The sequence below is a fragment of the Pelobacter propionicus DSM 2379 genome (assembly GCF_000015045.1).
Taxonomy (GTDB): domain Bacteria; phylum Desulfobacterota; class Desulfuromonadia; order Geobacterales; family Pseudopelobacteraceae; genus Pseudopelobacter; species Pseudopelobacter propionicus.
Genome location: NC_008609.1, coordinates 3,659,825 through 3,685,959 on the forward strand (window position 1 = coordinate 3,659,825; position 26,135 = coordinate 3,685,959).

A 26,135-nucleotide genomic window follows, 5' to 3' on the forward strand; every position below is an offset into this window, starting at 1 on the left:
GGGCAAGGAGAACAACGAAAAAACCGGAAAACGCAGGGCGCTTTCCGGCTCGATTGATACGTATGGGTTTTCGGGCTACTTGACGACGACGAACTCAGTCCTTCTGTTCTTTGCCCAAGCCTCTTCATTGCCGCCCTGTGCGGCCGGTTTCTCTTCGCCATAGCTGACGATGGACAAACGCTGCGACGGCACACCCAGGGTCAGCAGGTACTGCAGGGCCGACTTGGCGCGTCGCTCACCCAGAGCCATGTTGTACTCGGCCGAACCGCGCTCGTCACAGTGACCTTCGATCTTGACGTTGGCCGCGGTGTTTGTTTTCAGCATGATATCCGCGTTCTTGGAGAGCGCGTCACGGGCATCCTGGCGCAGGTCGGATTTATCAAAGTCAAAATACGCGACGTCAAATGCGGCTGCAACTGCTTCGGAGTCGGCCTTGGCGGTCTCTTCGACCTTGGGAGCCTCTACGGGAGCTGCCGGCGCTGCGGGCTGGGTAACTTCAACTGCAGGAGCCTCGGTCTGGGCAGGCGCCACAACCGGTTCTTCGGCCTTCACGACTTCATTGCTCGCGCATCCGGCAGACATGAGTGCCGCCATGGCCAACAGTGCCAACAGTGTCATCATCCCTCGTTTCATCGTTCGTCTCCTTTTTAACACTATGAAATTAACCGCCTTGGTTGGCCTAGATCATGTTGGCAGAGTATACATCAGGATGTTTCTTTTGCAATTGCTAATTGCAACCCTCTTTCAAAATACGCCGAATGTTCTCCACCGAACGCCCCCCTGGAAGGAGTTCAGCGCGGCTGCCAGGCCGGCTGGGTACTGCGCCCCCCGACCTTGCTGACGCGGGTCTCTCCCGAGCCGTCGGCCCGCATGACGTAGATTTCGTCTCCACTTCCCCTCCTACCGCTGAACGCTATCAGGCGGCCATCGGGCGACCAGGCCGGGTTTTCGCTGCTGCCGCTGCTGGTCAACTGGGTGTCGTCGCTACCATTGACATTGATGGTATGGATCTGGAATCCACCGCCCTCCATGCGAGCATAGGCGATTTTGTCCCCCTTTGGCGACCAGCGCGGATTGACGTTGTAGCCGCCGTTGGTGGTAAGGCGCCGAACGCCGGTTCCATCGGCATTCATGATGAAAATCTGCGGTTTCCCCAGGCGGTCGGAGACGAAGGCGATCTGGGAGCCATTGGGCGACCAGGTGGGGGAAATTTCTATGGCCGGGTGAGAGGTCAGGCGAACCGGGCTGGAACCGTCCCGGGCAATGGTATAGATTTCGGAATTTCCGTCCTTGCTCAGAGCCAGGGCGATTCGCGATCCATCGGGCGACCAGGCGCCGGTGATATTCAGACCTTCGCGATGGGAGACCGCCACCTCCACCGGACTGGAAAGGGGACGCCGGTAAAGATCCGGGTTGTGCCGCTTATAGGAGGTGAAGATGATCTCGCGGCCGTTGGGCGAGAAGTCGGGGTTGAGGTTGATGGAGTGGTTTCTGGTCAGCTGCCGGGTGTCGTGACCGTCCCAGTCCATGATGGCGATCTCCTTGTTGCCGGATCTGGTGCTGACAAATGCAATATGGGTGGTAAAGCAGCCCCGTTCACCAGTCATGGCCAGCAGGATCTCGTCGGCAAAGGAGTGGGCGAACCTGCGCAGGTCCTTTGTCTTTCCCAGATAGCGTCGGGCGGTCATCATCTTGCGGTTGGCCAGGTCGAAGAGCCGGAACTCGACCGTCAGATCGTCTCCCTTTACGCTGTATTCGCCCCGCACCAGCAGGTCATAGCCCCCCTTCAGCCAGGAGTTGAAGTCGGCCTCGGCAAAGAGCAGAGCGCCCGAGAGGTTAAACTGTTCCTTGATTTCAGCCAGACAGAGGCCCGACATGTTCATGTCGAAGGCGATCACCTCCCCCATCTCCCGGGCCTTTTCGGGCGACGAGGCCGCTTCCAGACTGCGGGGAACATCCACGGCCATCCTGAGTTGGCGATTGCCCGGCGCGGTTATCTCGATATAGCCGTTCTCTGACCATGACACGGCCGGCAGCATCAGGAACAGCACGAGAAGGATCAGAAGGGTTCTCATCATGGTGATTGTATCGACTTTCATGGTCTGCTGTTGGAAACGCCCTGGGGCTTGAACACAAATACTCCCTCGAAACCCCTCCTGTCGGGAGGGGCGGGAAACTTCTCACTGGCCCTGTCTATGGCAGCGATAACGGAACGCTCAAAGGCAAGATCACCGCTGCTCCGTTCGATTTTTTTACGGGCCAGCCTGCCGCTTGAATCAAGACTGATGCGCACAACCACCTCGGGAGCCCTGCTGGTGTAACTGATGGTCTCCCGAAAGGCGTCCTTCAGGCGGGACTGGATATAGGCGACATAGTCGCTGCCAGCCTCCTGCCCCTTGCCACCGGGCATGCCCGACCTGCCGCTGCCGCCTGAGGCGACTTTGCGACGCAGGCTCTCCACGGCGGACTCGTGCTGGCCGGATGCAACCCTTCCCTCCAGTTTGGCCATTTTCTTGGCAAAGGAATCCGAGTCCACATCCGGCAGGTTTCGGGGAGCAGTCTTCGGCGCCTTGCTCTGCTTGCCGCTGTCTGCCGGCTTCGGGGGGGAAGGGAGGGGCATGGCCTTTTCCTCCGCCTGCGGGAGGGGAGGAGCGGCCTCTGCCATGTCCCCCTGCTGGGTCGGACTGCCGGACCGGGGAGAGGCGACCGGAAGGTTGACGACATCTACGTAGTAGGTTTCCTGCAGGACCAGGGGAGGGGGCACCAGGCTCTGCCACCACACCAGCGACACCCCGCAGAGGGCGTGGAAGATGACGGAGAGACAGAGACTGATGCCAAAGGGTCTGTCGGATGTGGCCTGTCGTGCGGTCATTACTTCTGGGCCGGTTCCGTCACCATGCCCAGGCGCTCGATGCCGGCACCCTTGATGTCGGCCATGGCCCTGACCACCTCGCCGTAGGGGACGCCGGCATCGGCCTTGAGGAAGATCTCCTTCTTCTCACGGTTGGCGAACATCTCCGAGAGACGGGAACGCAGGTCCCCGGCAGGCACTTCGTCCTTGTTGATGAAAATCCTGCCCTTTCCATCCACCGTGACGATCACCGTCTCCTCGGCCTGGGTCATGGCCTTGGTGTCCGCCTTGGGCAGGTTGACCTGCACCCCCTGCTGCATCATGGGAGCGGTAACCATGAAGATCACCAGGAGCACCAGCATGACGTCCACCAGCGGCGTGACGTTGATATCGGCCATGGCAGCGCGGTTGTTTCCCTGTCCTCCCATGGCCATGGCTATCTCCCCGCCACGGTGCGCTGCACGATGTTGAGGAACTCAGTGGAGAAGCTGTCCATATCGTTGGTCAGGACGCGGATCTTGTGCTGAAAATGGTTGTAGGCCATAACCGCCGGAATGGCGGCAACCAGGCCGATGGCGGTGGCGATCAACGCCTCAGCGATGCCCGGGGCAACGACAGCCAGGGAGGCGGAACCGGTCCTGCCGATCCCCTCGAAGGCGGTCATGATGCCCCACACCGTGCCGAACAGGCCGATGAAGGGGGAGGTGGAGCCGGTGGTGGCCAGAAAGGTCAGGTAGCGCTCCAGGCGGGTCAGCTCCGAGTTGGTGGCCCGGCGCAGGGCGCGGGAGACGTTCTCGATGCCGCCCAGGTCGGTGCTCAAGCCCCCGCCGTTGCTTGTGGCCCCTTTGTCCATCAGCTTGTTGAGCTCGGCGTAAGCCTCGTTGAACAGAACGGAGAGGGGGGAGCTGGAGAAGCGGTCAAGCTGGGAGGCGATGGTGTCGAAGCGGGACGATTTCCAGAACAGGTCCATGAAGCGCTCCGATTCCCTGTTGGCGCGGTGTACCTGAAAGAGTTTGAAGAGGATGATTGCCCAGGAAACCACCGAGAAGAACAAAAGCAGAATCAGGACCAGTTTGACGACGATACCGGCGTTAAGCAGCAGGGCCACAACGAGCACCTCCGGAGGATGAAATATGTGGGAAAGCTAGTCCGAACGGATAATCAAGTCAAGTCAAAATCAGTACAATTCCGGCCTGCGATCTTTGAAGCAGGGGATTTGAGCACGCCACTCGGCCATATCCCGCATATCAAGGCCGGCAACGATCTCCGTTTCCCGATCTCCCGCCTCCGCAAGCACGTCCCCCCGGGGGCCGATTATCATGCTCATGCCGAAGAAATCCAGTTTGCCCACCATGCCGCAGGTGTTGGATGCAACAACGAAGAACTGGTTCTCTATGGCCCGGGCCTGCAGCAGTGTTCGCCACTGTTCGTTTCGTGGCTTGGGCCATTGGGCCGGGATGCAGAGGATCTGAGCGCCCTCGAGGGCAAGACGTCGTGACAACTCGGGAAAACGCAGGTCATAGCAGATGATGACACCGATTTTCCCGATCGATGTATCCGCCAGCAGACAGCCGTCTCCAGCGGCAAAAACGCGATCTTCCCCCAGCAGGGAAAACAGGTGGACCTTGCGGTAGATTCCTGCAAGCCTGCCGTTGTCGATCAGATGGATTGTGTTGAACACCCTGTCCCCGTTTGGTTCGGGCATGCTTCCCACAACCACTAAACCCAGCCTGCGGGAAAGATCCTGCAATTCCTCGGCAATAGCCGCGGTATGCATGGCAAGACCAGCCAGGCTTTTGCCGCAAAAACCGCAGGACCACATTTCGGGCAGCACGACCAGTTGAGCCCCCCGGTCGGAGGCGCGCCCGAGGGCGTCCCGCGCATGGGCGAGGTTTGCATCCACATTGCCAGGCTTGATAGTAAACTGGATGGCGGCAGCGGTTATCATTCTGGAGCTTCCTTTCTGGTCCTGTTTTTGGGGCACGCCACGGGAGAGAACACAGCGCCGTAGCCGCATGCCGTCAGGATGCATACGCAAAAGAGCCCTGGAGAATCCCCCGGGGCCCTGTTGTTACGGCACAGTTATGAGCATACGTTCTCACAATTCTTCAAAATCCTCTTCACTGCCCTCTTCTTTGCCGGACAATTCCTCTTCGGTCTCCAGGTCGGCATCATCCTCTTTCAATCTCCCGAGAAAACGCTGGTTGTCGCAGATCGTTTGCCGAACCTCGGCCAACAGTTTCTGGATATCGTCGTTTTCCGTGACTCGCAGGGACATGACTCAATGGCGCAGGGCGGCGAGGTAGTGTTCGGCATCCTTAGCAGCCATGCAACCGGAAGCGGCGGACGTCACAGCCTGGCGGTAGATGTAATCCTGAACGTCTCCCGCGGCAAAAACACCCTCGACACTGGTTGCGGTCATGTTGCCCTCGACGCTTGCGCATTTCGTGCGGATGTAGCCGTTGTCCATTTCCAACTGCCCCTCGAATATCTTCGTGTTGGGCGAGTGGCCGACGGCGATGAAGACGCCGTGCAGCGGGATCTCCTTGGTTGACTGGCCGCTCTTGTGGCGGATGCGCATGCCGGTGACGCCGCTTGCATCACCCAGCACTTCATCCAGCACATGATCCCACTCTATGGTGATGTTGCCGTTTTTTGATTTTTCGATGATCAGGTTGGCCAGGTATTTTTCGGCCCTGAATTCGTCGCGACGATGCACGATGGTCACGTGCCGGGCGATATTGGAGAGATAGAGAGCCTCTTCGACCGCCGTACTGCCGCCACCGATGACCGCCACATCCTTGCCGCGATAGAAGAACCCGTCACACGTTGCGCAACCGGATACCCCCTTGCCCAGAAAAGCCTGTTCCGAAGGGAGTCCCAGGTATCTGGCCGACGCGCCGGTGGCTATGATCAGGGCATCACAGGTGTAGGCCGCCGAGTCTCCCTCCAGCAGAAAGGGGCGCCGCCCCAGGTCGGCACGTGTGATGTGGTCGTAGATGATCCGGGTGTTGAACCGCTCGGCATGCAGGCGCATCCGCTCCATCAGTTCAGGGCCCTGTACTCCCTGATAATCTCCCGGCCAATTGTCGACTTCGGTGGTGGTGGTGAGCTGGCCTCCGGGTTGCAGACCGGTGATAAGCGTGGGCACAATGTTTGCCCGGGCTGCATAGATAGCGGCAGTATAGCCGGCAGGGCCTGCGCCCAGAATGAGTAGCGGGTGATGGGTCGAATCCATGATTCCTCCTGCGTGCATGATAGCGGAACAGTACCAGCAAATCGCGGCCTTGCCAAGAGGGTTTGCCGGGGGGGAACAACTGGCGTGAACCCTGGATGTAATTCCCCTATGGTTGCCAGCAACGGAGTGACAGCCATTCAACGTGACAGCTCCGTCCACCTCTGGACAGAAGGGAAGCCCCCATGACTATCGTGCGGCACCAGGTACTTCTGTCGCCCCGTTTCGAATGACTTGGGAACAGGACGGCAGCACAAACCATGACTGAAAGACTGAGGGCTGAGAGAAAAGGCTGTCCTGAATGGAGAGGGGAGAAAATGGCGCAAGGAGCAGTGAATACAAATAAAACACGCGGGGCAACGAATCAATCAAGCGTCCGTTGCCCCGCATTGGCCATGAATCGCTGTTACAGGATTTAGAAGGCCTTCTTAGCGAAACCGTTGTACTGATCAGCGGAAGAGTCAATCTTCTTGCCGTTCGCGTCGGTTCCCTTGAACGTGAACGTCAAACGGCTTGTGTCTATGGTCCCGTTCCCGTCGCTGTTCTGGGATATGGGGAAGTAAACGGTAGCCTCTTTGGTGGTCGGATTGTAGGTGACCTTGGTTGCCATGACAGCGGAGCTCCGGTCAGTGGCGCGGTAGAGGCCGTTATCGTACAACCCGGCAATGGCCCCTGAAGAGCGTCCCACCTTCCAGTTGGCAATATTGGTAACGGAATCAATATCCATTTCGGAATCAAACTTGAATGTCATGGAAAAGCGCACGCTCGAAGACGGCGTGACAAAGCTTGGGTCAAGCGCCAGTAGTGAAACAATTCCCATAGAGGTATTGAATGTACTCTGTTTTTGGTTTATGCCGATAATTTTGGGCTGATTGATGAGAACTTGCAGATCACCGGCCAGATTACTGCCTTCACTGGTACCCAAAGCCTTCAGTTTCTTGATCATATCCTTTGTGGAGTCGGTCTTGCCCAAAGAGGCATAGGCGTTGCCCAGTTCGTACATCGTGGCTGCCGAATTCCTTTTCAGGGACAGGGCCTTGTTCAACTGCGTGACCGCCCCGCTGTAGTCTCCCTGCTTGTTAAGAGCAGCTCCCAGTCCATAATAGGCATTTCCATCATTGGGTGCGATTCTGATGGTCTTGCGAAACGACTCTTCAGCCTCTTTCGGCTTGTTCAGGTTGTTGAGCTGTAAAAGGCCGAGGGTATAAATGGGCAGGGAATTGGTGGGATCCGACTTGCTTCCTTTTTTCAGAACCTTCTCGGCCTCGGTGTAGTTCTTGTTATCGATGTATATGCTGGCAAGATCGACATAGGTATCCCCCTGACTGCTGTCAATCTCAAGGGATATCTTGTAGGCTTTGATTGCCTCCGTTGATTTTCCCAGCTTGAGGTCAGCCTTGGCAAGATAGTTATATGCATTGATATTATCGGTATCGTATGCGGTAGCAAGGCGGAACGATGCGGCGGCAGCCTTGTAATTACCGTTCTGGTACTGGGTCAGGCCAGCGGACAGGGCATTATTGGCCGCGCTGTCTCGATAGGTAGTCTGGTTTATGGACAGGGCAGAAAACAGCTTTTCGGTACTGCTTGAAAGATAATCCCAATTCATGGCAGGATCTCCCTATGAATTTGGTCGTCATACGGATTACTCGTATGGTACTGTTGCTATCGGTAGAAACAGCGCATCACTTGAGCATTCTTTGTACCTGAATTTACAGGAAAATACCAAAAGAACCCCGGAAAGAACAACAATGAATATCAGTTTGCATGAAACGTCTCGGGAAAACGAGAGTCATTTCAGCAGGGGGCTGCGACTGCACCGGATGGGGCGACTTCAGGATGCCCTGGCATGCTACGAACTGGCGCTTCAGGAGAGCTTTCGTCCCGACATTCTGCTCAATATAGGGGCATTGCTTCATGACCTGGAGTTACACACCGAGGCTCTCCGTGTGTATGGGCGTGTTCTCGAACTCGCCCCAGACTCCGCCCCGACATACCATAACAGAGCAAACACGCTGCTTGCCCTGAACCGGTGCGAGGAGGCGATACAGGACTACCAGCGGGCGGCGGAGCTGATTCCGGACAATCCGGAACCGTTGGTCCCCATGGGTATGGCCTTTGAGCGACTGCTGAGTCACGACGAGGCAATGGCATGCTACGATGCTGCCCTGAGACGCGATCCAAATTGCGCCGAGGCACACTGGAACAGGGCACTTCTGCATTTGAAACTCGGCCGTTATGAAGAGGGATGGGAGGAATTCGAATGGCGCTGGAAGAAGAGGGGCTATACGACGGCTTCGCGTGATTTCGACGTGCCTGCCTGGGGAGGCGAATCCCTTGAGCAACAGACCATCCTAGTGCATGCCGAACAGGCCTTTGGCGACACTATCCAGTTCGCCCGCTATCTTCCGCTCGTGGCGGAGCGGTGCGGGCGTCTCATTCTTGAGGTTCCTCTCCCTCTCTGCGAGCTCCTGCGTACGGTTTCCGGTGTGTCGGACGTGCTCCCGGTCGGTTCTCCGCTGCCTCCCTGTGACCGGCATGTACCGTTGATGAGTCTTCCCGGTGTGTTTAGTACAACCATAAAAACAATTCCCCGCACTGTTCCCTATCTGTCTCCACCTTCGGAACGCATAAAGGCTTGGCAGAAATTGCTCGAACCGTATTCAACGTTCAAGGCCGGCGTTGTCTGGGCCGGGCGCAAGACACCCGACCCCCTGCGCTCGTGTCGACTGACAGACATTGCCCCTTTGGCAAGCATTCGGGGAATCACCTTTTTCTCCCTTCAAATGGACGACGCGGCTTCCCAGTTCGCGTCACCTCCACCGGGAATGACTTGTGTCGACCTGACTGTCCATATCCACGATTTTGCCGATACGGCAGCCTTCATCGCTCAACTGGATCTAGTTATCACGATTGATACATCGGTGGCCCACCTGTCCGGCGCCCTGGGAAAACCGACGTTTGTACTCTTGCCATACGTCGCGGATTGGCGTTGGATGCTGAGACGCTCCGACTCTCCCTGGTATCCCACCATGCGACTGTTCCGTCAGAGCACGCGCGGCGACTGGCGTGAACCGATACAGAAATTGGTTGCCGCACTGGAAGAATCGCTGACTGAGTCAGGCAGATATGCACACAGCCGTGATACCGCTGTGCCACCCGGCGTCATGGAGAGTTACCATCGGGGAGTCGCCTTGCTGGATAGGCAACGATTTAAGGAGGCACATGCGCTGCTTTCGCAGGCTGTCCAGGAATCCCCCCGATGGAGCCCCCCCCTTGCTGCCCTGGGCTTATGCTGCTACCACCAGGGCAGTGCTGCCCGGGCGGAAGAACGGTTCCGTCAAGCTATAGGCTACGATGAAAACAACGTGGATGCCTACCGCTGTCTCGGGCTCCTACTAAACGAGCAGGAACGATATGAGGAAGCAGCCTTTCTGTTCGCGACGGCTCTCTCACTTGCCCCGAACGACTGCGATCTCAGGCGATTCCTAGGTGATGCGCACTTTGGTTTGGGCAATTATGCTGATGCCGCCCATTGGTACAACAATGCCCTTTCCAGACGCCCCGATGATGTGGAGGTTTTGCTGAACCTTGGTGCGGCAAGTGAAGTATTGAACCGCTTTGACGTGGCGGAATGCTCGCTTCTGAGAGCAATCGAGTTATCCCCTGGGGATCACCGTGCGTATCTGAACCTGGGAGGAGTCTTTCTCTCGCAGAACCGTCTGGAGCAGGCTGAACGGTACTTTCAAAAAGCTTTGGAATGCAAGCCGAACGATCCGACCGTGCGATGGAATTTGGCGCAGGTGTCATTAATCCGTGGAAACTACCAAAAGGGTTTTGAGGAGTTTGAAACGCGTTTCGACAAGAAGGGCCCGGTCAGGGTTGACCTGTGTGGTCTGCCGCTTTGGGACGGCTCTTCGCTTTCAGGAAAGACGTTGCTTGTCGTGACCGAGCAGGCCTTTGGAGATGCCCTGCAGTTCTGTCGCTTTTTGCCACTACTGGCCCAACAGGGAGGAAGGATTTTTCTGCGCAACAGCTTGAAACCGCTTGAAACGTTGCTGGCGACGCTGCCGTTTCTGGAACAAATGGTTCACCCCGGAGAAACAGTGCCCCATTGTGATTGGGCTGTGCCGATGATGTCGATTCCACGCCTCCTGGGCACCACCCTGGAAACGGTGCCGAGAAAGGTTCCCTATCTTTTTCCCGACAGTGGGAGGTGCAGTTGGTGGCGGGAGTCTCTGCGAGACGATCCCGGCTTCAAGGTCGGCATTACCTGGAAAGGACGGAGCAAGCCCGACCCCCGGCGCTCGGCCGACACGCACTGTTTTTCCCTTTTGCAGGACATCCGTGGGGTTTCCTGGTATTCGTTGCAGGTTGCGGAGCGAGGGGAACAACAACCGACATTACCGACTGGTATACCACTGAGGGATTCGGCTCATCTGCTCAAGGATTTTTCCGACACGGCTGCGCTGATTACTCAGCTGGATCTGGTGATATCCATTGACAGCGCCGTTGCACACCTGGCAGGTTCCCTCGGCAGGCCGACCTGGCTCTTATTGCCCTTTTCTCCAGACTGGCGCTGGATGCTGGAGCGGGCCGACTCTCCCTGGTACCCCACCATGCGACTGTTCCGCCAGCCTTCCCCTGGAACATGGCATGCCGTATTCAGCGACCTGGCCTCGGCACTGAGGCAGGTGCTAACAACTCAGCAACGGAACTGTTGACACCATTTCCTCCACATCTGACGATAAGCACTCTCCATCTGGCGGGCAAAGCCCTGAAGATCCATCAGCGATGAATTCAGCATCATCTCCCGCAAATTCCATCGGTAGTGTTGCAGACGATCCGTATCTTTTGCCAGGGCAACGGCAATGGCCACAAAGTCATCATCGCTTTCAGCAACCAACTCGGGAACCCCCACACTGGTCAGCAGACTGGCGCTGACCCGTGACGCATGGGTCCCCCCAGCCAGCGTGACAACCGGCACTCCCATCCAGAGAGACTCGCAGGTCGTGGTCGTGCCGCTGTAGGGATGCGAGTCGAGAGCTATGTCCCCCTCGGCCAAAGCATCAAGATGAGCGTGAACCGTCTCCGTCCTGTCCCTGATGATCAGGCGATCCGCCGTGATACCCCGCTGTGCAAACAAATCCAGCATCTCCATCCTGAATTCCACGTCATTGGCCAGGGCACGATCCTTCAGGGCCAGGCGGGAGCCGGGAATCATCCGCAGCACCCTGCACCAGAGATCCAGAAGAGGACAGTTCAGTTTGGCAAAATTGTTGTAGGCGACAAAGGTCACCGCTCCCCGCTCCAGCAAGGGAAGGGGCGAGAGCCCCGGTGAGTCGAGCGGAGGGTGGTAACAGATGAAACTTCCCGGCAACCGGAAAAGCTGTTCTGAGTACTGGCTTTCGGTCATGCCGGGGGGGTCAGCCACAGCATCGGTGATGCGGTAATCCATGGTAGGGAGACCGGTGGTGTTGGCGTACCCCAGCCAGGTCACCTGGACAGGGGCTGGTTTCTTGGCAAAGATCGGCAAACGGTTGCGGCGAGTGTGGCCTCCCAGGTCCACCAGGATGTCGATACGCTCCTCGCGGATCATCCTACAGACATCCATGTTATTTACGCCTCGGATCTGCCGCCAGGTACAAGAGCGTTGCCGGAACTGTTCCGTGATGTAATCCTCTTTTTCGACATTTGAAAAGATATACACATCGACATCGTGCTGATCATGAAGCGTGAGTAGCGGTTCGATGAAGAAGGCTACCGGGTGGCTATAGAAGTCAGAGGAAACATAGGCGATACGCAGCCTGCGTTCCGGATCTGGCTCGTTTTCAAACTGGCACCATGGCTCCCCCGCAGCACGACAGCACTTTTCAGCCCAGCGAAGATGCTCGCGGGATACGAAATCTGGGGGGTAACCTGTTGTACAGAGAAAATTCATCAGATAGTTGGAAAAATATGCTTCGTTCTGATCGGACAGAGTCAATGCCTGCAGATACCAGTCTACAGCCTCATCCGCTCTGCCAAGTCCCTTGAGAAAACCGGCAAGCCAGTTGCAATAATGATGCGACTGTGGGTCAAGCTGAACAGCGTTTCGCAGCGAACGCTCCGCCTCGGCCATGTGACAGCAGTCATTATGATACATCGCAAGCTGATAGTGGGCCTTGGCATCGTCAGGCTTCAAGCGTGTTGCACGCAACAACGCCTGACCTGCCTGTGCCTTGTCACCCATGTCAAGGCATGCCTGACCGAGATATAACCAAGCGGCACAATCCCGCGGATCATCTCCGACCCGCTTGCGAAAGAAAGCCGTAACAGCATTCAGTCGATCCGCCTTGACATGGAAGGTAACAAGATCCGGATACAGCGTTTCGCAAGGCGTCTCATTACAGAGTTCCATCATAATAGCCGCAGCCGCTGCAAAATCCCCCCGAGCAGCCAAAACATGAGCCAACATATAGCGAGCTTCCCTGTTTTCCGGCTCGAACATAATGACTTTCTGGCAAATCTGCTCAGTTTCGCCCCATCGCCCGGCTTCAAGGTGAAAACGTGCCATATCAAGCAGTTTATACAGATATAAAACATTTGGTTCGGCTTGATTCCGCATGTGGATATATGCCTCCTTCTGTACCGGTTCAGATAAATCGCAAAAAAAACTAAAGCCCTATGCTAACTGGCCGATAGCCTAAATAACAAAATACAGTGGCAAGAATGCCACAAAAATCCAGAAAGGAGCAACACAATGGCAAACTCAATTTCTCTCACCGCGGGCATGAGGAACAACCTGTTGGCTCTGCAGAACACCAACAAGCTGATGACCCAGACCCAGAACCGCCTTTCCACGGGCAAAAAAGTCAATTCGGCACTGGACAATCCGACCAACTTCTTTGCCGCCCAGGCACACACCAACCGTGCCAGCGACCTGACCAACCGTAAGGACGCCATGTCGGAGGCAGTACAGGGAGTAAACGCCGCTGATGCCGGTATTACCGCCATCACCGCCCTGATCGAATCCGCACAGGGTATCGCTTCCGCCGCACTTGCCTCCGCCAGCACGACCGACCGCGCCAACTACGCCGTCACCTACAATGAGTTGATGGGCCAGATCAACAAGCTGGCCAGCGACTCCGGTTATCGTGGTACCAACTTCCTGACCAATGATGACCTGACCGTGGAATTTGCCCCCGGTACGGGCGATGCCACCCTCAAGATCCAAGGCTTCACCGCTACCTCAGTCGGTCTTTCTCTGCAGACGGTAGGTGTGGGAAGTACACATGGCACCGAATCTGCTGCTGCGACTAGTGCTGTCAACGACACTTATGGAACCGACACTGATTGGGATACCTCCACGATCGGCGACGGCAACAACGCTATCAAGAGCTCCTCAAAGCAGCTGGAAGACGCACTTTCCACTCTGCGCTCTGAGTCGTCCAAACTGTCCGCCAACCTGAGCATCGTCACCACCCGTCAGGACTTCACCGACAACATGATCAACACCCTCAAGACCGGTGCCGACAACCTGACCCTGGCCGACACCAACGAAGAAGGCGCCAACATGCTGATGTTGCAGACACGCCAGAGCTTGGGTACAACTTCTTTGAGCCTCGCTTCACAGGCGGCTCAGGCTGTGCTCCAGCTGTTCTAATCCTACACCAGATAATTACTGCCCTACCGAATGGAATGGGGGAAGAACTTTTTCTTCCCCCATTTATGTATGTCATGGAGGTGGCCTATGAGTTCGGATAGTCTTTCCACGATACAACAGGCCGTACATATCGGCACGCACAACCTCAGCCAAACACAGGTTCAAACCCATAATCAGATTTCATCCCAGACTGAAACCGAAGCTGCTTCTGGCCATGATAAGGTTTCGTTTGATATTGACTCTTCTCGCCAGAACCTTGATACTTTAAAGCGCATTGGACAAATTGCCGGCGTTCTCAATGCAACCGCCATGCATATCAGGGAAACGAGCGACGGCTTGACATCTTCTGCCGATATCGTTTCCAGAATGACCGGAGAGTTGAACAGAATAGTCAAGAACTATCCTCCTTTTTCCCTGGAGGACGAAGAACGGAAGAAGATCCTGATGAGCTATATCTCCATCAGGAAGCAGATCGAGAAATTGACCATTCCTACGCTACCGCCTCCCATCAATGAAAAAGTCGAGGGCATGTGGCAGGAACTGTTCGCTCAAACCGATGGACGGATCGAGACTCCTGCCTTGTCGGAAAAGGCATCAGACAGCGTTGTGCAGGCAGCGGCAAACCAGCTTTCCACTACCGGAGCTACAATTAACCGAATGCTTGAAACCATACAAGCTTCTTTGGCATAAGGTATCCCCATGTCCCTGAAAATAGTCCTGAAAGCGCAGGAAAAGATTATCATCGGCAATGCTGTACTGCGTAACGGGAACCGGAATGCGGAACTGTATGTCGAGAATACCGTCCCGATTCTTCGACAGAAGGACATCTTGAAGGAGTGTGACGCGAATTCACCGGCGCGACGCGTTTACTTTGCCATACAATTGATGTATATTGACCCGGAAAAACGCCAGGCTCATGTGGAAGCTTTTTTTCAGCAGATTCATGATATCATTGAGGCAGCGCCAAGCACGCGCAAATTCATAGTAAAACTGTGTGAGCAGGTTGCCGCAGCCCGGTTTTATCAGGCACTCAAGACGGCACGGGAACTTATCGATTACGAAGAGGAGATAACTGCACATGTCTGATCCCCGCACAGCGTACGAACAGCAGAGCAAACAATTCATGTCACCCAGGGAGTTGGAGGCTTCGGTACTGACCAAGGCGGGATTAAAGCTGAAACAGTGTCAGGAGAAGTGGAATACGCCTGAGCGGAATGCCCTGCTTGATGAAGCGATACGCTACAACCAGAAGGTGTGGAGTTTTTTTCAGTCGGAGCTCTCCATGCCGGACAACCCGCTCCCCCAAAAGCTACGGGAAGACATCCTGAATTTAAGCCTGTTTATCGACAAGCGCCTCTTCGAGGTACTGGCATTCCCCAATGCCCCTGAAAGACTCACTATTGTAATCGACATTAACTTCAACATCGCCGCCGGTCTGCGCACAAAGCCGCCGGAGGAGTAGCCTTTTTCAGCCATTCCTTTTTTCACTATTGATAAGCAGTACCGTTTCCTCCTTACAGATCCCAAGCTTCTGGGAGACGGCTACAAGGTTTTTCGCATAGCTCCGTTGTCCCGCCTGTAGCAGTTTACCGGTGACGTCATGAATGAAATGGGAAAACTCAACTTGATTATTCTGAAGCGCCCTGAATTCATGGATTGCTTTTTCACCGTTTCCCACTGTAGCCCATAGAATCCCACGCATAAGCAGCAGGACAGGATAGTCAGGGTTCTTCGCCAGGAACTGCTCGACTTCCGAAAGAGCTCCGTCAATGTTTCCCAGACAGAGCTGGCAGAGCAGGTAATTCACCTGAGCCTCCCGGTAGTCCTGTTTCAACTCCATGGCCCGCTTTTCAGCGTCACGCCCTTCCTTGAACATGCCCATCTGCAGGCAGACATGCCCCAGGTTGAAATATGCCAGCGGAGAAGCAGGATCAATCTGCAATGCGCGCTGCCATAGAGACATGGCTTCGTCGTACTTTTTCACACCGGCAGCCTGGATGGCAAGCTCAACGATTGCCTTCGGAGAACCACCGGTTTCAACCATCTTGCGCTTCCCCAGTTCATAATACTGCTGCAACTTTCGTTGTTGCCGATCATCATCCAGATAACCGTAGTGGTGCACCACAAAGGGAACCAGAAGAGAGGGAATTCCCTGCCTTTCAAGCGAGGGCTCAACCATCTCATGCAGTGGATTCTCGAAACGGATTACAGACAGATTGGGGAACAGGCGTGCCTTGTCGCTGGGCATCCAGCCTCTCCCGGCCTCTTCCGATGGGTACTCTCCCCGGTTGGCGCACCATTTTTCCAGATCGACCCGGTTCGTGTAATTGCGGCTGGTAACCGAATAAGCAACCTTATTCAGCGGTGATGAACTGACCAGGGAGCGAATCGCTTCATAATCCTGTGACGAGATCACCTCGTCTGCATCCATGACCAGAATCCAGTCGCCATTTGCCTCTTGCAGCGTGGCATTTCGAGCAGCGGAAAAATTTCCGCTCCAGGGAACATTGATGACACGGGCCCCAAAAATGGCGGAGATTTCTCGAGTCCTGTCGGTCGAACCGGTATCGGCAACAACCATCTCATCAACGATTGGCAGCAGGCTCTTGAGGCACCGGGGCAGATTCCTTTCTTCGTTCTTGACGATCATGCAGAGCGAGATTGTACTGCCCTGGTTCTTCCGTTCGCGAGAAATGGTGAGAGGGCCTAACCTGTCGCGAACCGCCTGGGCTGCATCCAGGAACCCCTCTCCCCATTTGCAGGTTACCAAAACGTGCTCAACAACCGCCATCGCCTCCCGGAACCGCTCACAACGCAGCAGGACGTCTATATGAATGTACGCCAGGGTATCGCTGTCAGGATAGAAATGCCGTGCCTCCGCCACGGCACGTTCGGATCCGTCAAGATGCTCCTGATCCGCGATACTGGCATGGTAACGTGTTGCGATACTTATGCTGGACGGATCAAGGCGGAATGCTCTTTCCAACAGCAATGCAGCCAACGCTCCATCCCCCGATAGGCGCGCTATTTCGGCAAGCCCCACAAAACCATGTGCATTTGTCGGACACTGCTTACAGAACTTCTCGAAACAACCCGTGGCGGCCGAGAGATCCCCCTTCGCTAGCAGGATGTGGCCCCGGAGAAGAATGGCATCATTCTGCTCCACATCAGACTCGGGTATGCTCTTAGCAATACACTCAGCCTCATTCACCCGCCCCAACCCAAGAAGCGCTTGGACGTGCAAACACTGTGTCGATGGAGGGAGCTCTGTCGGGCACTCTTGCAGTACGGATACCACTTCCTGATGCATTCCCGCGCTCATAAAAACAGACGCCAGGGCATGGTAAAAAAGCGGTTCTCCCGGCAATTGCCTGATTCCCTGGTTGAGAAGCAATTCCACCGCATCATCAGCAAACCCACGCTGGTTAAGATTCATTGTCTTTTCAATCGTTTTGATGCGGATAACCCGGTGTGCCAGCGACTCGTCAGTAACCGGTTTGCTCCATTTCTGGTTAAAGAGCTGCTGATTACGCAACAGCGCTTCGCGATAGTCAATATTATTGCCCTGAAACGTGGCACTGCCCACATGGTGAATAAACACATCAACGGCGATCCTGTTCTGGAATCCCTCAAGGGCTGCTCGCAGACAGTAGTCGTCGTCCTCGAAGTTACCAGAACCGAACTGTTCATCCAGCAGACCAATCCTGTCAACGAGTTCACGTCGGAACAGCATGCAGAAACCGACTACCCGCCTGGTCGCTATGCGCTGATACCGCTTGGCACGACGAAACGCTCTCGCAAAGTCGTCGAGATCGTCCATCCCTCGGTAGTCAGGCCATGGCCAGCGCTGAGGGCCGCTGATGTTGTTCGTCATCGGTCCGACGATCCCCACGCCCTCTTCGTCAAAACACTCGAACAATCCAGAAAGCCATTCGGGCGTCACCACAACATCGTTATTCAACAAAAGAACGAAGCTGCCACGGGCCGCCCGTATCCCCTGGTTGCACCCTGCTGAAAACCCGAGGTTATCGTGATTCTCAATCAGACGGTATTCAGCGCTGTTGACAACCAGCTCTTTCAGCCAGTCAAGCGTGCCGTCCGTCGAGCCATTGTCCACGAAGACAATTTCATGGGATTCTGGCGTATGTTTCCGTATGCTCGCAATACACGCTTTGGTGACATCCAACCGGTTGCGGGTCAAAATAATGATTGATACCAAAGGCATACGATTTCCTTTCAGGTGAGCATCAGTCTGCCATCGGCTGTTCTCCACCGACAAAGCCAATTCGGCTGGCGTGGCATCGCTCAGGGCTTCACTCAGCGGCACTCCATCCTGCTGGCAGTAGATGTAGTCATCACGTTTGACAACAGAGCCCCATTTTCCCCAAAAAACACTGCGATTACGGTCAAATTTATCTCTCAGACGGAGCAGTTCAGCCTCCATGGCTTGAAAGGTTGCCTGAACCTGTCGTGCCAACTGGATTTGCTCCGCGGTTGCCACTCTATTTTTAATGAGCTGGTCAAGTTCGCGCAACCGTCCGGGTCCAGGAAGCTGCCCCTTAAGCTCATCCATACGTTCGTTGAGTGTTTTGTTCTGGTGGTGGATCACCACGCTTTCGGCACAGTAGTAGATCTGTTTACCGGTCGCGGTAATGGCATAGCAGAGGTCGTCATCCTCCCAGCCGTTTTCATAACGTTCGTCGAAACAGCCCACCGAGCGAAAATCCGCAGTGCGGATCAGGATACAGGCTCCAGTTACCGTTCTGTATGCCCGGCTTTTGTTCACCGCGGGATGATCAGCGGGAAAGCGGTAATAGATGTGATGGGGGTGGGAGGCGGGAAGACTCGGATTAGCCCAGACCTTGCCGCAATGCTGTATCGTGCCGTCGGAAAGGAGAAGTTTCGGGACAACTATGCCAATCTCGTCGTTGGAAGATATCAGCGCGTACAGGGGGGGGAACCAGCCGGGCTGCACTTCCGTATCGTTGTTCAGAAAAAGCAGAAGATGGCCCCGAGCAACATCCGCCCCCCGATTGCACGCCGCAGCGAAACCATGGGCATAATCATTGCGGACAATACGAAAATGACTGGAGGTTGCGGCGAGTTGCGCAAGAACCTGCGGAGTGCTGTCACTGGAGCCATCATCGACAATGATGATTTCATGGTCTATATCTGGCGGAGAGGCATGCAGTGCCTTCAGACAGGCCTGTGTGTAGACGACCTGGTTATGTACAGGAATAACGATCGAAAGAGAGTACGTCCTAGAGTCCTGCAAGAAAATTCCTCGCCTCGGTGTTCCAGGGTTCCAACTCAATTACCCGTCCGATAAACAGCCGCGCCTGTTCGCCAAGTCTGTTGGCGGCGGAAATAATAGCCAGTGCTGTCAAGACTTCCACGTCATCTGGGTATTCACGGAGCAAGCGGGTGTAGATCGTGATCGCCTCGTCCGTTCGTCCAAGGCAGCTGTAATACAGGGCGGCCAGGTTCTTCTGGAAGGTCGTGTTGGCAGGATTGTTTCTGACGGCGGTTTCGTGGTGGAGGAGTGCCTGTTCCAGGTCTCCCCGTCGCGTGTGAAGAACTCCCAAGTCATTGTGTGCGAGGGCGTTGTCAGGTTCCTGGGTGACAAGCTGCTCCAGGGTCAAGAGCGCCTGATCGTCGTCCCTGGCAGACAACTGTTCCTGAGCCCTGCGGTACAACTCATCCGCAGCAAGAGATGGCTGCCGTGCCACATCCGTGGTCTCTTGACTGAGTGTCTGCCTGATTCTGGCCAGAATATCCTCTAGGTTGTCCGTCACCGGAGCTGATTCGGTAGTTGTCTCCTCGCGTGCCACATCGGGTCTGCCAGAAACTGGCGATGCTGCCGGAGACACATCGCAGACATGAACGTCAGTGATGGCAGAGTCCTTCTGCTCCAACTCCGAGAGGCGCTGGCTGAAGAGCTGCGCCTCCTGCTCGCGCCCCACTCGCCTGCTTATATCCACCATCAGGCGAAGCAGGTCGGTGTCATCGGGAAACGAGTTAAGGAGTTGCGTCAGCATCATGATCGCATCGTCAACCCAGCCAAGCTCGACAAAGTAAAATTCCGCCAAATTTTTTATTATGCTGGGATTACCCGGCTGAATTCTATTCGCCTTCTCGTAACAGGCCAGAGACAAGAGTTTTTCTCCCACGCGACTGTAGAGGACACCCAAGTCGTTATAGGGCAGGGCCACTTCGGGGTACATTTTCAGAAATGTCTTGATCTCCACTATGGTCGTGGCGGGATCACCCATGTTCATCTGGCACTGAAGCCGTCTATAGGCATTTTGCGCCTCATACAGCGTCGCGGGGACTATCTGATAGCTCATGCGCGTGTTCTCCTTAGTCCAAGCAATATTTCTGTAATCCTTGTACATCAGGATATCTTTGTGAACAACAAAAAAGACTGCACCAGGCAGCCAAACAAACAACACTTGACTTAAAGGACTTAACAGCTACCGGCAAGTTATGCCTCAAGCGGGTAGTTGTTGAGTATCCCCTCATCTGCTTGCACATACAGGGCTCCACAACGTTCACAACCCGCTTCAGGTGACAGGGCCGTCATCTGGTGGAGAGAACCCTACTCATAGCATCCTATCTGGTGCCCTGCGGCAAAGTCCCCCTAATCGCTTGCAACAGCGTATCACGGGTTGCAGTGAAAAACACTTCCTGTGGATTGACTTCGGCAAGGTATTCGATATGTCTCAGCGCATCAATATATTGTCCTGCCCTCATATAACGTTCACAAAGCGCCACTCTTGCCGGATGATTCTCTCTGTCAACTACAAGTGCGATTTCAAGCAAGGGGATTGCCGTGCCGTCATTCAGGGCAACGGCTCTCTTCCAGATCAGAGCTGATTTTATCTGGGAAAAACTGGCCCCACTCGGAGCTAAATCTGCAAGCATTTCAGCAGTTACGCTACTATTGGTAAGGTATGACTGCAGACGTTCACCAATGAACTGAAATGTATTGAATGCTCCATTGAACATCGTCGCCGTTCTCCGCGCCTGAACGAGAGGCTTTTCTTTGACGAAGTCATCATATTTCCCACATACGGCTTTGTACGTTTCGAAAAACAGAGGTGCGCTGCTACTCGTCATACTGGAACCATCCGGCCGATAGGTATACTCGCAGGTCACTGTTTTGATATGAGCAAAGCGCTCGTGGCGGGACATCCTGATCCAGAGATCCCAATCTTCGTGGCGAGACAGGTATTCGTCAAACATACCGCTCAGGGAGAGACAAGCCTTTTCGTGAATAATGCAGAGAACCGGTATGAAGTTGACATACAGGATGGCATCATAATCAAAATCCCGGGAGTAGACCACCTCCTTCTTGACGGTCACAAAACCGTTTGCGGCCTTTTGCTGGATGGCGCAGTTGGCATCGGTATAAGCGACCCGGCAGTCGTTTGACTCCAGATAACCGACGAGCGTCTCCAGATGATTGGGGTAATAGGTATCATCGTCGTCCAGGTAGGCGATATATTTTCCTCTGGCGGCATTGATTCCTGTATTCCTAGCCGCTGCGAGGCCGCGGTTGGTTTCGTGCGCCAGATGCCTGATATTTTCCCGGTCACCAAAACGTTCGAGAACCGGCCGAACATCTGTTCCGGCATCGTTGACTACGATAATCTCGAAGGACTGCATGGTCTGCGCAAGGATGCTCGAGATTGCGGTCGCAAGCATGTCCGGGCGGTTGTGCGTCGGAACGATAACTGAAACCAATGGGGCTATAGGTGTCGCAGGAACCAGTTTAGCAGCATTGCAGACAGGAGATCCTCGTCGCTTCGATGCTGCGCTTCGCGCCATTTCCGCGAAATAGTCCTGCTGCGCTTTTTTTCGTGCCGAAATACCGTGAGGCGATTCTCTCCAGCAATAGAGCGGTTCGGTCACGTTAGCGAGCTTGTAGCGTTCTGACAAACGGAGAAATAAGTCGTAATCCTGTGCATAGATGAAGCGCTCATCATATCCGCCGACTATCTCAAAGCAGCTTTTACGCATCATCACACTGCCGTGCCCAAACCAGTTCTGTCGCAGCAGTTCTCGTTGAATCAACTCCGGACGATCAAGTACGTCAATTATGCCGGTCACCGCACCATGTTCGTCCATGGTGTAATAGGAGCTGCCGACAACAGCGATTTCCGGGTTGTTTTCGAGAGACTCCACCTGCCTCGCAAGGCGATGGGGAACAGAGATGTCATCCGCGTCCATACGGGCAACATACTTTCCACGGGCAGCCCGTATACCAATATTGAGGGAAGCCGTCAGGCCCAGGTTCCCAGTGTTCCGGATGATCGCCAGCCGGGGATCTTTGAATTGCAGGAGAATGTCCGGGGTAGCATCCGTGGAGGCATCATCGATGATGATAAATTCGTAGTTGAGAAAACTCTGACAAAAAATACTCTGAATTGCCTGCCTGAGATAGCACTCTCCATTGTGCACCGACATGACGACAGAAACGAGCGGAGATGCAATCTTCCCATTTTCAAACGTTACGGGGACTTTCGCATCCCAGGCTGAGCCGTAAAACAGTTCCACGCTACGGTTATGACCTTTCATATAGGCCAGTCCCCGGTCATCAATAAATTCGACGTAGTCGTGTTTCTGGGCATAGCGGAGCAGTTCGCTGTCCGGTATACCGACAAAAATATTGAACCACGTTACCGTCGGCTTGATCTCCTCCAGAAGAGACGCCGTCATGCGCAGGTCGTCTTCGGTCTCGGTTGGAACACCCACAATAACACTTGCCGCGGTTTTTATGCCAAGCTCATGACACCACAGGAAGGCATTCCGTATCTGTTGAACGTTTATTCCCTTCTTCATGAAGTCCAGCAGCCGCTGCGATCCGCTTTCCACTCCGAAATAGAATCCCACCGCGCCGGCCCGGGCCATCAGTTCCACGAGATCTCGGTCCAGGTTCGAGACTCGCGATTCACATACCCAGGGTATGCGGATGTTCCGTTCCATCAGCAGATTGCAGAAGCGTATCAGACGGTCCCGCTTCAGGGTAAAATTGTCTTCCCGGAAATAGATGCCCCTGGCGCCGAAATTTTTCACTACATGCTCGATATCGGCCACAATCCGTTCGGCACTGAAATACGTATAATGTTTTCCCCAGATGGAGCAGACCGAGCAGAAGGTGCAGCTGAACGGGCACCCTCGGCTGGTGTTCATGGTGAACACCGGAGCTTCGGGAAGCCAGTTGCCCCCCCAGTTGTAAGGGAGTTCGGAGAAGTAGTCCCAGGCCGGCATGGGGAGTTCATCCAGGTTTTCAATGGATGGATAGTGAACTATACGCTCTGTTACCTTTCCGGAGACAATATCGCGGACGGCATACTCTCCCTCACCGATGACAATATGATCGACAAAAGGAGGGATAGTTTCAGGACAGACCGAAGCATGAGGGCCACCAGCAATAATCTTTCCGTTCCAGAAACCTCTCTGCCTCAATTCCTCAAGGAGATAGAACATCCTCAGAGAGTCTCTGAAGCAGATTGTGTTGGTATAAATGCCGACAAAATCAATCCGATGACGTTTGAGATAGTCAGTTTCAAGAAAACTGCTGGGACTGAGGTAGTTGTCGATGAAGAAAACGTTGTGTCCCGCTTCACGCAGGGTAGAAATGAGGAACCCCACACCGATGGGGGGGCGTTTCTCGCCGGTGGAAAAGGGGGTCTGGTTAGGTGCAGCGGAGGTGGCCAGCAGTACATTTTTCCCTTCGCTCTTCAGCTCCGGGGGGACGACCTCATTCCACCGGACGCCGTACCGACGGGCAAAGCATTTTCGGACTTCATCCTTACAGGTAAGCTTTTCGGGCATGGACAGATCGGAGCGACTGATGACCTGCAGAGTTGCCTCTCCCATCTGCTGCCAGAGCTCCGGCATGGACATATTGAGCATCCTCTGACTATTACTCGGAACATAATCAAACGGCACGCTATCCTTTCTGGCTTCTACGCTTTCATTATCGGTTACCCTCCAATAAAAGAGAGGTTCGGGGATATGGGCAATAGTCCCTTGCAGGACAAAATAAGCAAGGCTCACCTGATCCAGCCCCCAAACAAATCCAAAACCCAGCTTGAAAAACGACTTTAAATGGTCAAGCTGTACTAAGCCATAACAGGGGTCGCCTCCAGAGATATTGTTGACAAGATACGTTATTCGACTTGTCGCTGGCATTCCTCGGAGGTCCCAGTTGTTAGGCGCCAACCCCAGGACCTCGTTGCTGGTATCAATACGAATCGTTCTTGCATAGCAAAGAATGATGTCTGAATCTGCTTCCATAATGCTAACAGCTTTGAAAATGAACGTTGGATGCCACAAATCGTGACCTGCAGCATACATGAAATACTTTCCTTTCGATTTTTCGATAACCGAACGCCCATTTACATCAGCCCCCAAATTTTTATCAGACCTATAATAGCGAATATGAGAGTATTGACTTTGAAAATATTTGCAAATTTCTCCTGTACTGTCTGTGGATGCGTTATCGCTAATAATTATTTCAATATTAGGGTAGTTTTGCGACACTAGTGATTCCAAAGCAGCTCGCAAAAACCGTTCTTCATTGTATATAGCTACCCCAATACTTACCAATGGAACTGATTCTATCATGTACATATCCCCACGTAATCCATAATTACTTAAAAATATTACTTGCGTGTTAAATATAAAAACACAGCCTTTCATGCCACTAAATAGAAGCAGATATTGATTTAAATACAAAAAACAGCTGGCTTTGCTAAATTACTGTTAAACGTCATTTGAAATTATATTGAATTTTTTTGCGTGTTCTTGCCAAAACATGTCGCTACTAATGATTGTATTAAAAATAGCAAGATGTTTGCTAGAACGTTCAACATCTCCAAAACGTTCGAGTGATTTTGATAGATAATAGTGTCCGAATGCGTGCCCTGGATATTTATTTGTTACATTTTCAAAATATTTTATTGCTGTACTATAGTTGCCGGATTTTAAGTTAAAATTATTGACAAAATTAACATTCAAATTCATATCGTAAGCAATTTTACTTATTTCTTCAGGATTGACTCCCGGAGCCGTAATCAGACACTTTGTTTCCATGTGTTCCATGAAACTCTTCTTTTCGATATAGCCATTTTCAAGACAAATATCATATAACCGGCTGCCAAATATCGGATCAGCACACCCTATATGCGTCCAATCAAAGCCAATATTTAGTAGCAAATCGAGGGTTTCCTCCCTGTGTTCAGGCATTTCACCGGGCAATCCAATTACAATAAATGCGTGGCACTGAATATCGTGTTTTCTGAGTAAGTATACTTTATTTTTTACCATCGATGTTTTCAGAGGCTTACCAATTAATTCCTTAAGCACATAATCAGATCCAGATTCTACAGCAAGTGCAACAGTAGTAGTTCCTGCTGCTGAAAGTAAAGCAGCTATTTCTTCATCAATAGAATAAACTGCAATTCCATTTGGGAATTCTATTCGTATATCAAGACGAGAGAGTTCATTAAGTATTTTTTTTGCTCGACGCTTATCAAAAAAAAAGTGATCATCTTCTATCAGCAGCACTGTCATGGCGTGTTGATATTTCATTGCTTTTACTTCACTAATTACTCGGTCTACACTATAGGCCCGGACTTTTTTTCCGTGCAAGGAAGGATTTGAGCAAAAAACACAAGAAAACGGACATCCACGCGATGTATGAATAGACATTTCTCGTTTTTGGTGGTTAGCAAACCGCTTATCTATAGAGCGCGAGTTATAGTCATCTAGACATATCAGGCTATAGTCAAATGTAGGAATTTCATCAAGATTTTCAACGAACGTAAGAGAAGGAACCTTTCCTTGCGTCAAACCATTATACGTTAGCCATGAGGGGTGGGATTCTAGCAGTTGTCTGCTGCCGCCTGAACCAACCAGATCGGACAAAGGAATCTCGCCTTCACCTTTGCAGATGGCATCCAGTGAAGGACAGTGTTCAAGAACCTCCCGATAACCTGAAGACGGGAGGCCACCGCCTGCAACAACCAGTGACGAACTCGATTCACGCTTGATTACATATGCAAATCTTTCTATATAGCGGAAAGATGTATTAAATAACGCTGAAATACTGACTATTTCGGGATTGAATTCCTTGATACGTTCCGACAACAGATGTTCCAGGTGTGCGCCGATATCAAGAACTGAAGTAACTTCAACAACTCTCTTCAAGGCTATATTCAGATCGAGAATTTCAACGGATACTAAACCACTATGAATCTTATTGAGGTAGGCGATAAGAGACAGCACACCGTAGGGTACTGTAAAGGGCGGCAGAACACTGGATTTTGAAGAATAATCCTTTGGACTAAAGTATGGGGGAATCAAAAATAGTATTCGCTCAACGTTCATTATTG

General features: G+C 53.4%; 19 protein-coding genes. 5 read left to right on the forward strand and 14 right to left on the reverse strand.

All coding sequences use genetic code 11. The features are described 5' to 3' along the window. Nucleotides 1-75: 75 nt before the first annotated feature. From pal to PPRO_RS16585, 9 genes are all read right to left on the reverse strand, one after another. On the reverse strand, nt 76-633 hold the full coding sequence (gene pal / locus PPRO_RS16545) for a peptidoglycan-associated lipoprotein Pal (protein ID WP_041532390.1): 558 nt from the start codon (nt 631-633) through the stop codon (nt 76-78). Nucleotides 634-791: 158 nt separating this feature from the next. Continuing rightward, complete coding sequence (gene tolB, locus PPRO_RS16550; RefSeq protein WP_041532929.1) at nt 792-2,078, reverse strand: Tol-Pal system beta propeller repeat protein TolB; 1,287 nt, start codon at nt 2,076-2,078, stop codon at nt 792-794. A gap of 17 nt (nt 2,079-2,095) precedes the next feature. Beyond that, nucleotides 2,096-2,872, reverse strand: coding sequence for a cell envelope integrity protein TolA (locus PPRO_RS16555; protein ID WP_011737134.1), 777 nt, complete (start codon nt 2,870-2,872; stop codon nt 2,096-2,098). Beyond that, nucleotides 2,872-3,285, reverse strand: coding sequence for a protein TolR (tolR, locus tag PPRO_RS16560; RefSeq protein ID WP_011737135.1), 414 nt, complete (start codon nt 3,283-3,285; stop codon nt 2,872-2,874). The genes PPRO_RS16555 and tolR overlap by 1 nt, the downstream gene beginning before the upstream one ends. Before the next feature lie 2 nt (nt 3,286-3,287). After that, nucleotides 3,288-3,959 carry a protein TolQ gene (tolQ, locus tag PPRO_RS16565; protein WP_011737136.1) on the reverse strand — a complete coding sequence of 224 codons (672 nt, stop codon included), beginning with the start codon at nt 3,957-3,959 and terminating at the stop codon, nt 3,288-3,290. A 69-nt stretch (nt 3,960-4,028) separates the two neighbouring features. After that, the gene (locus tag PPRO_RS16570; RefSeq protein ID WP_011737137.1) at nt 4,029-4,799 is read right to left on the reverse strand and encodes a carbon-nitrogen family hydrolase; all 771 of its coding nucleotides are present in this window, start codon (nt 4,797-4,799) and stop codon (nt 4,029-4,031) included. A gap of 150 nt (nt 4,800-4,949) precedes the next feature. Further along, complete coding sequence (locus PPRO_RS16575) at nt 4,950-5,129, reverse strand: hypothetical protein (RefSeq protein WP_041532391.1); 180 nt, start codon at nt 5,127-5,129, stop codon at nt 4,950-4,952. 3 nt (nt 5,130-5,132) lie between these two features. Continuing rightward, complete coding sequence (trxB, locus tag PPRO_RS16580; RefSeq protein WP_011737138.1) at nt 5,133-6,089, reverse strand: thioredoxin-disulfide reductase; 957 nt, start codon at nt 6,087-6,089, stop codon at nt 5,133-5,135. 412 nt (nt 6,090-6,501) lie between these two features. Then, entirely contained in the window at nt 6,502-7,695 is a 1,194-nt protein-coding gene (locus PPRO_RS16585; RefSeq protein ID WP_011737139.1) for a tetratricopeptide repeat protein, read from the reverse strand. Here PPRO_RS16585 and PPRO_RS16590 point away from each other — a divergent pair. Continuing rightward, entirely contained in the window at nt 7,694-10,810 is a 3,117-nt protein-coding gene (locus tag PPRO_RS16590) for a tetratricopeptide repeat protein (protein WP_011737140.1), read from the forward strand. The two genes, PPRO_RS16585 and PPRO_RS16590, sit on opposite strands and share 2 nt — an antisense overlap. Here the strand turns inward: PPRO_RS16590 and PPRO_RS16595 are convergent. Next, nucleotides 10,792-12,693 carry an O-linked N-acetylglucosamine transferase, SPINDLY family protein gene (locus tag PPRO_RS16595; RefSeq protein WP_011737141.1) on the reverse strand — a complete coding sequence of 634 codons (1,902 nt, stop codon included), beginning with the start codon at nt 12,691-12,693 and terminating at the stop codon, nt 10,792-10,794. The genes PPRO_RS16590 and PPRO_RS16595 overlap by 19 nt on opposite strands. Nucleotides 12,694-12,828: 135 nt before the next feature. Between PPRO_RS16595 and PPRO_RS16600 the strand changes: the two genes are divergently transcribed. The 4 genes from PPRO_RS16600 to flaF all read left to right on the forward strand — a co-directional run bounded on the left by PPRO_RS16600 (nt 12,829) and on the right by flaF (nt 15,193). Beyond that, entirely contained in the window at nt 12,829-13,731 is a 903-nt protein-coding gene (locus PPRO_RS16600; RefSeq protein WP_011737142.1) for a flagellin N-terminal helical domain-containing protein, read from the forward strand. 87 nt (nt 13,732-13,818) lie between these two features. Continuing rightward, nucleotides 13,819-14,421, forward strand: coding sequence for a hypothetical protein (locus PPRO_RS16605; protein ID WP_011737143.1), 603 nt, complete (start codon nt 13,819-13,821; stop codon nt 14,419-14,421). 9 nt (nt 14,422-14,430) lie between these two features. Then, nucleotides 14,431-14,817 (forward strand): flagellar biosynthesis repressor FlbT, encoded by a 387-nt coding sequence (locus PPRO_RS16610; RefSeq protein WP_011737144.1) that lies wholly within the window; start codon nt 14,431-14,433, stop codon nt 14,815-14,817. Beyond that, nucleotides 14,810-15,193 carry a flagellar biosynthesis regulator FlaF gene (gene flaF, locus PPRO_RS16615; RefSeq protein WP_011737145.1) on the forward strand — a complete coding sequence of 128 codons (384 nt, stop codon included), beginning with the start codon at nt 14,810-14,812 and terminating at the stop codon, nt 15,191-15,193. Before PPRO_RS16610 ends, flaF begins: the two co-directional genes overlap by 8 nt. Before the next feature lie 6 nt (nt 15,194-15,199). Here flaF and PPRO_RS19805 read toward each other — a convergent pair whose 3' ends face one another. From PPRO_RS19805 to PPRO_RS16635, 4 genes are all read right to left on the reverse strand, one after another. After that, nucleotides 15,200-19,006, reverse strand: a complete 3,807-nt coding sequence (locus PPRO_RS19805; RefSeq protein WP_011737146.1) for a glycosyltransferase — start codon at nt 19,004-19,006, stop codon at nt 15,200-15,202. Further along, nucleotides 18,993-20,078 carry a tetratricopeptide repeat protein gene (locus PPRO_RS16625; RefSeq protein ID WP_011737147.1) on the reverse strand — a complete coding sequence of 362 codons (1,086 nt, stop codon included), beginning with the start codon at nt 20,076-20,078 and terminating at the stop codon, nt 18,993-18,995. Before PPRO_RS16625 ends, PPRO_RS19805 begins: the two co-directional genes overlap by 14 nt. A 265-nt stretch (nt 20,079-20,343) precedes the next feature. Further along, the gene (locus PPRO_RS19810; protein WP_198138297.1) at nt 20,344-24,366 is read right to left on the reverse strand and encodes a glycosyltransferase; all 4,023 of its coding nucleotides are present in this window, start codon (nt 24,364-24,366) and stop codon (nt 20,344-20,346) included. Nucleotides 24,367-24,504: 138 nt separating this feature from the next. Further along, nucleotides 24,505-26,130 carry a B12-binding domain-containing radical SAM protein gene (locus tag PPRO_RS16635; RefSeq protein ID WP_157040046.1) on the reverse strand — a complete coding sequence of 542 codons (1,626 nt, stop codon included), beginning with the start codon at nt 26,128-26,130 and terminating at the stop codon, nt 24,505-24,507. Between the last annotated feature and the right edge of the window lie 5 nt (nt 26,131-26,135).

Bases quoted from the DNA above. Each gene is read 5' to 3' on its own strand.
- PPRO_RS16610 (WP_011737144.1), top strand. From the start codon at position 14,431: ATGTCCCTGAAAATAGTCCTGAAAGCGCAGGAAAAGATTATCATCGGC.
- PPRO_RS19810 (WP_198138297.1), bottom strand. From the start codon at position 24,366: ATGATAGAATCAGTTCCATTGGTAAGTATTGGGGTAGCTATATACAAT.
- PPRO_RS16635 (WP_157040046.1), bottom strand. From the start codon at position 26,130: ATGAACGTTGAGCGAATACTATTTTTGATTCCCCCATACTTTAGTCCA.
- PPRO_RS16585 (WP_011737139.1), bottom strand. From the start codon at position 7,695: ATGAATTGGGATTATCTTTCAAGCAGTACCGAAAAGCTGTTTTCTGCC.
- PPRO_RS16555 (WP_011737134.1), bottom strand. From the start codon at position 2,872: ATGACCGCACGACAGGCCACATCCGACAGACCCTTTGGCATCAGTCTC.
- pal (WP_041532390.1), bottom strand. From the start codon at position 633: ATGAAACGAGGGATGATGACACTGTTGGCACTGTTGGCCATGGCGGCA.
- tolB (WP_041532929.1), bottom strand. From the start codon at position 2,078: ATGATGAGAACCCTTCTGATCCTTCTCGTGCTGTTCCTGATGCTGCCG.
- PPRO_RS16575 (WP_041532391.1), bottom strand. From the start codon at position 5,129: ATGTCCCTGCGAGTCACGGAAAACGACGATATCCAGAAACTGTTGGCC.
- PPRO_RS16625 (WP_011737147.1), bottom strand. From the start codon at position 20,078: ATGAGCTATCAGATAGTCCCCGCGACGCTGTATGAGGCGCAAAATGCC.
- PPRO_RS16590 (WP_011737140.1), top strand. From the start codon at position 7,694: ATGGCAGGATCTCCCTATGAATTTGGTCGTCATACGGATTACTCGTAT.
- PPRO_RS16600 (WP_011737142.1), top strand. From the start codon at position 12,829: ATGGCAAACTCAATTTCTCTCACCGCGGGCATGAGGAACAACCTGTTG.
- PPRO_RS16570 (WP_011737137.1), bottom strand. From the start codon at position 4,799: ATGATAACCGCTGCCGCCATCCAGTTTACTATCAAGCCTGGCAATGTG.
- PPRO_RS16595 (WP_011737141.1), bottom strand. From the start codon at position 12,693: ATGCGGAATCAAGCCGAACCAAATGTTTTATATCTGTATAAACTGCTT.
- trxB (WP_011737138.1), bottom strand. From the start codon at position 6,089: ATGGATTCGACCCATCACCCGCTACTCATTCTGGGCGCAGGCCCTGCC.
- PPRO_RS16605 (WP_011737143.1), top strand. From the start codon at position 13,819: ATGAGTTCGGATAGTCTTTCCACGATACAACAGGCCGTACATATCGGC.
- tolR (WP_011737135.1), bottom strand. From the start codon at position 3,285: ATGGCCATGGGAGGACAGGGAAACAACCGCGCTGCCATGGCCGATATC.
- flaF (WP_011737145.1), top strand. From the start codon at position 14,810: ATGTCTGATCCCCGCACAGCGTACGAACAGCAGAGCAAACAATTCATG.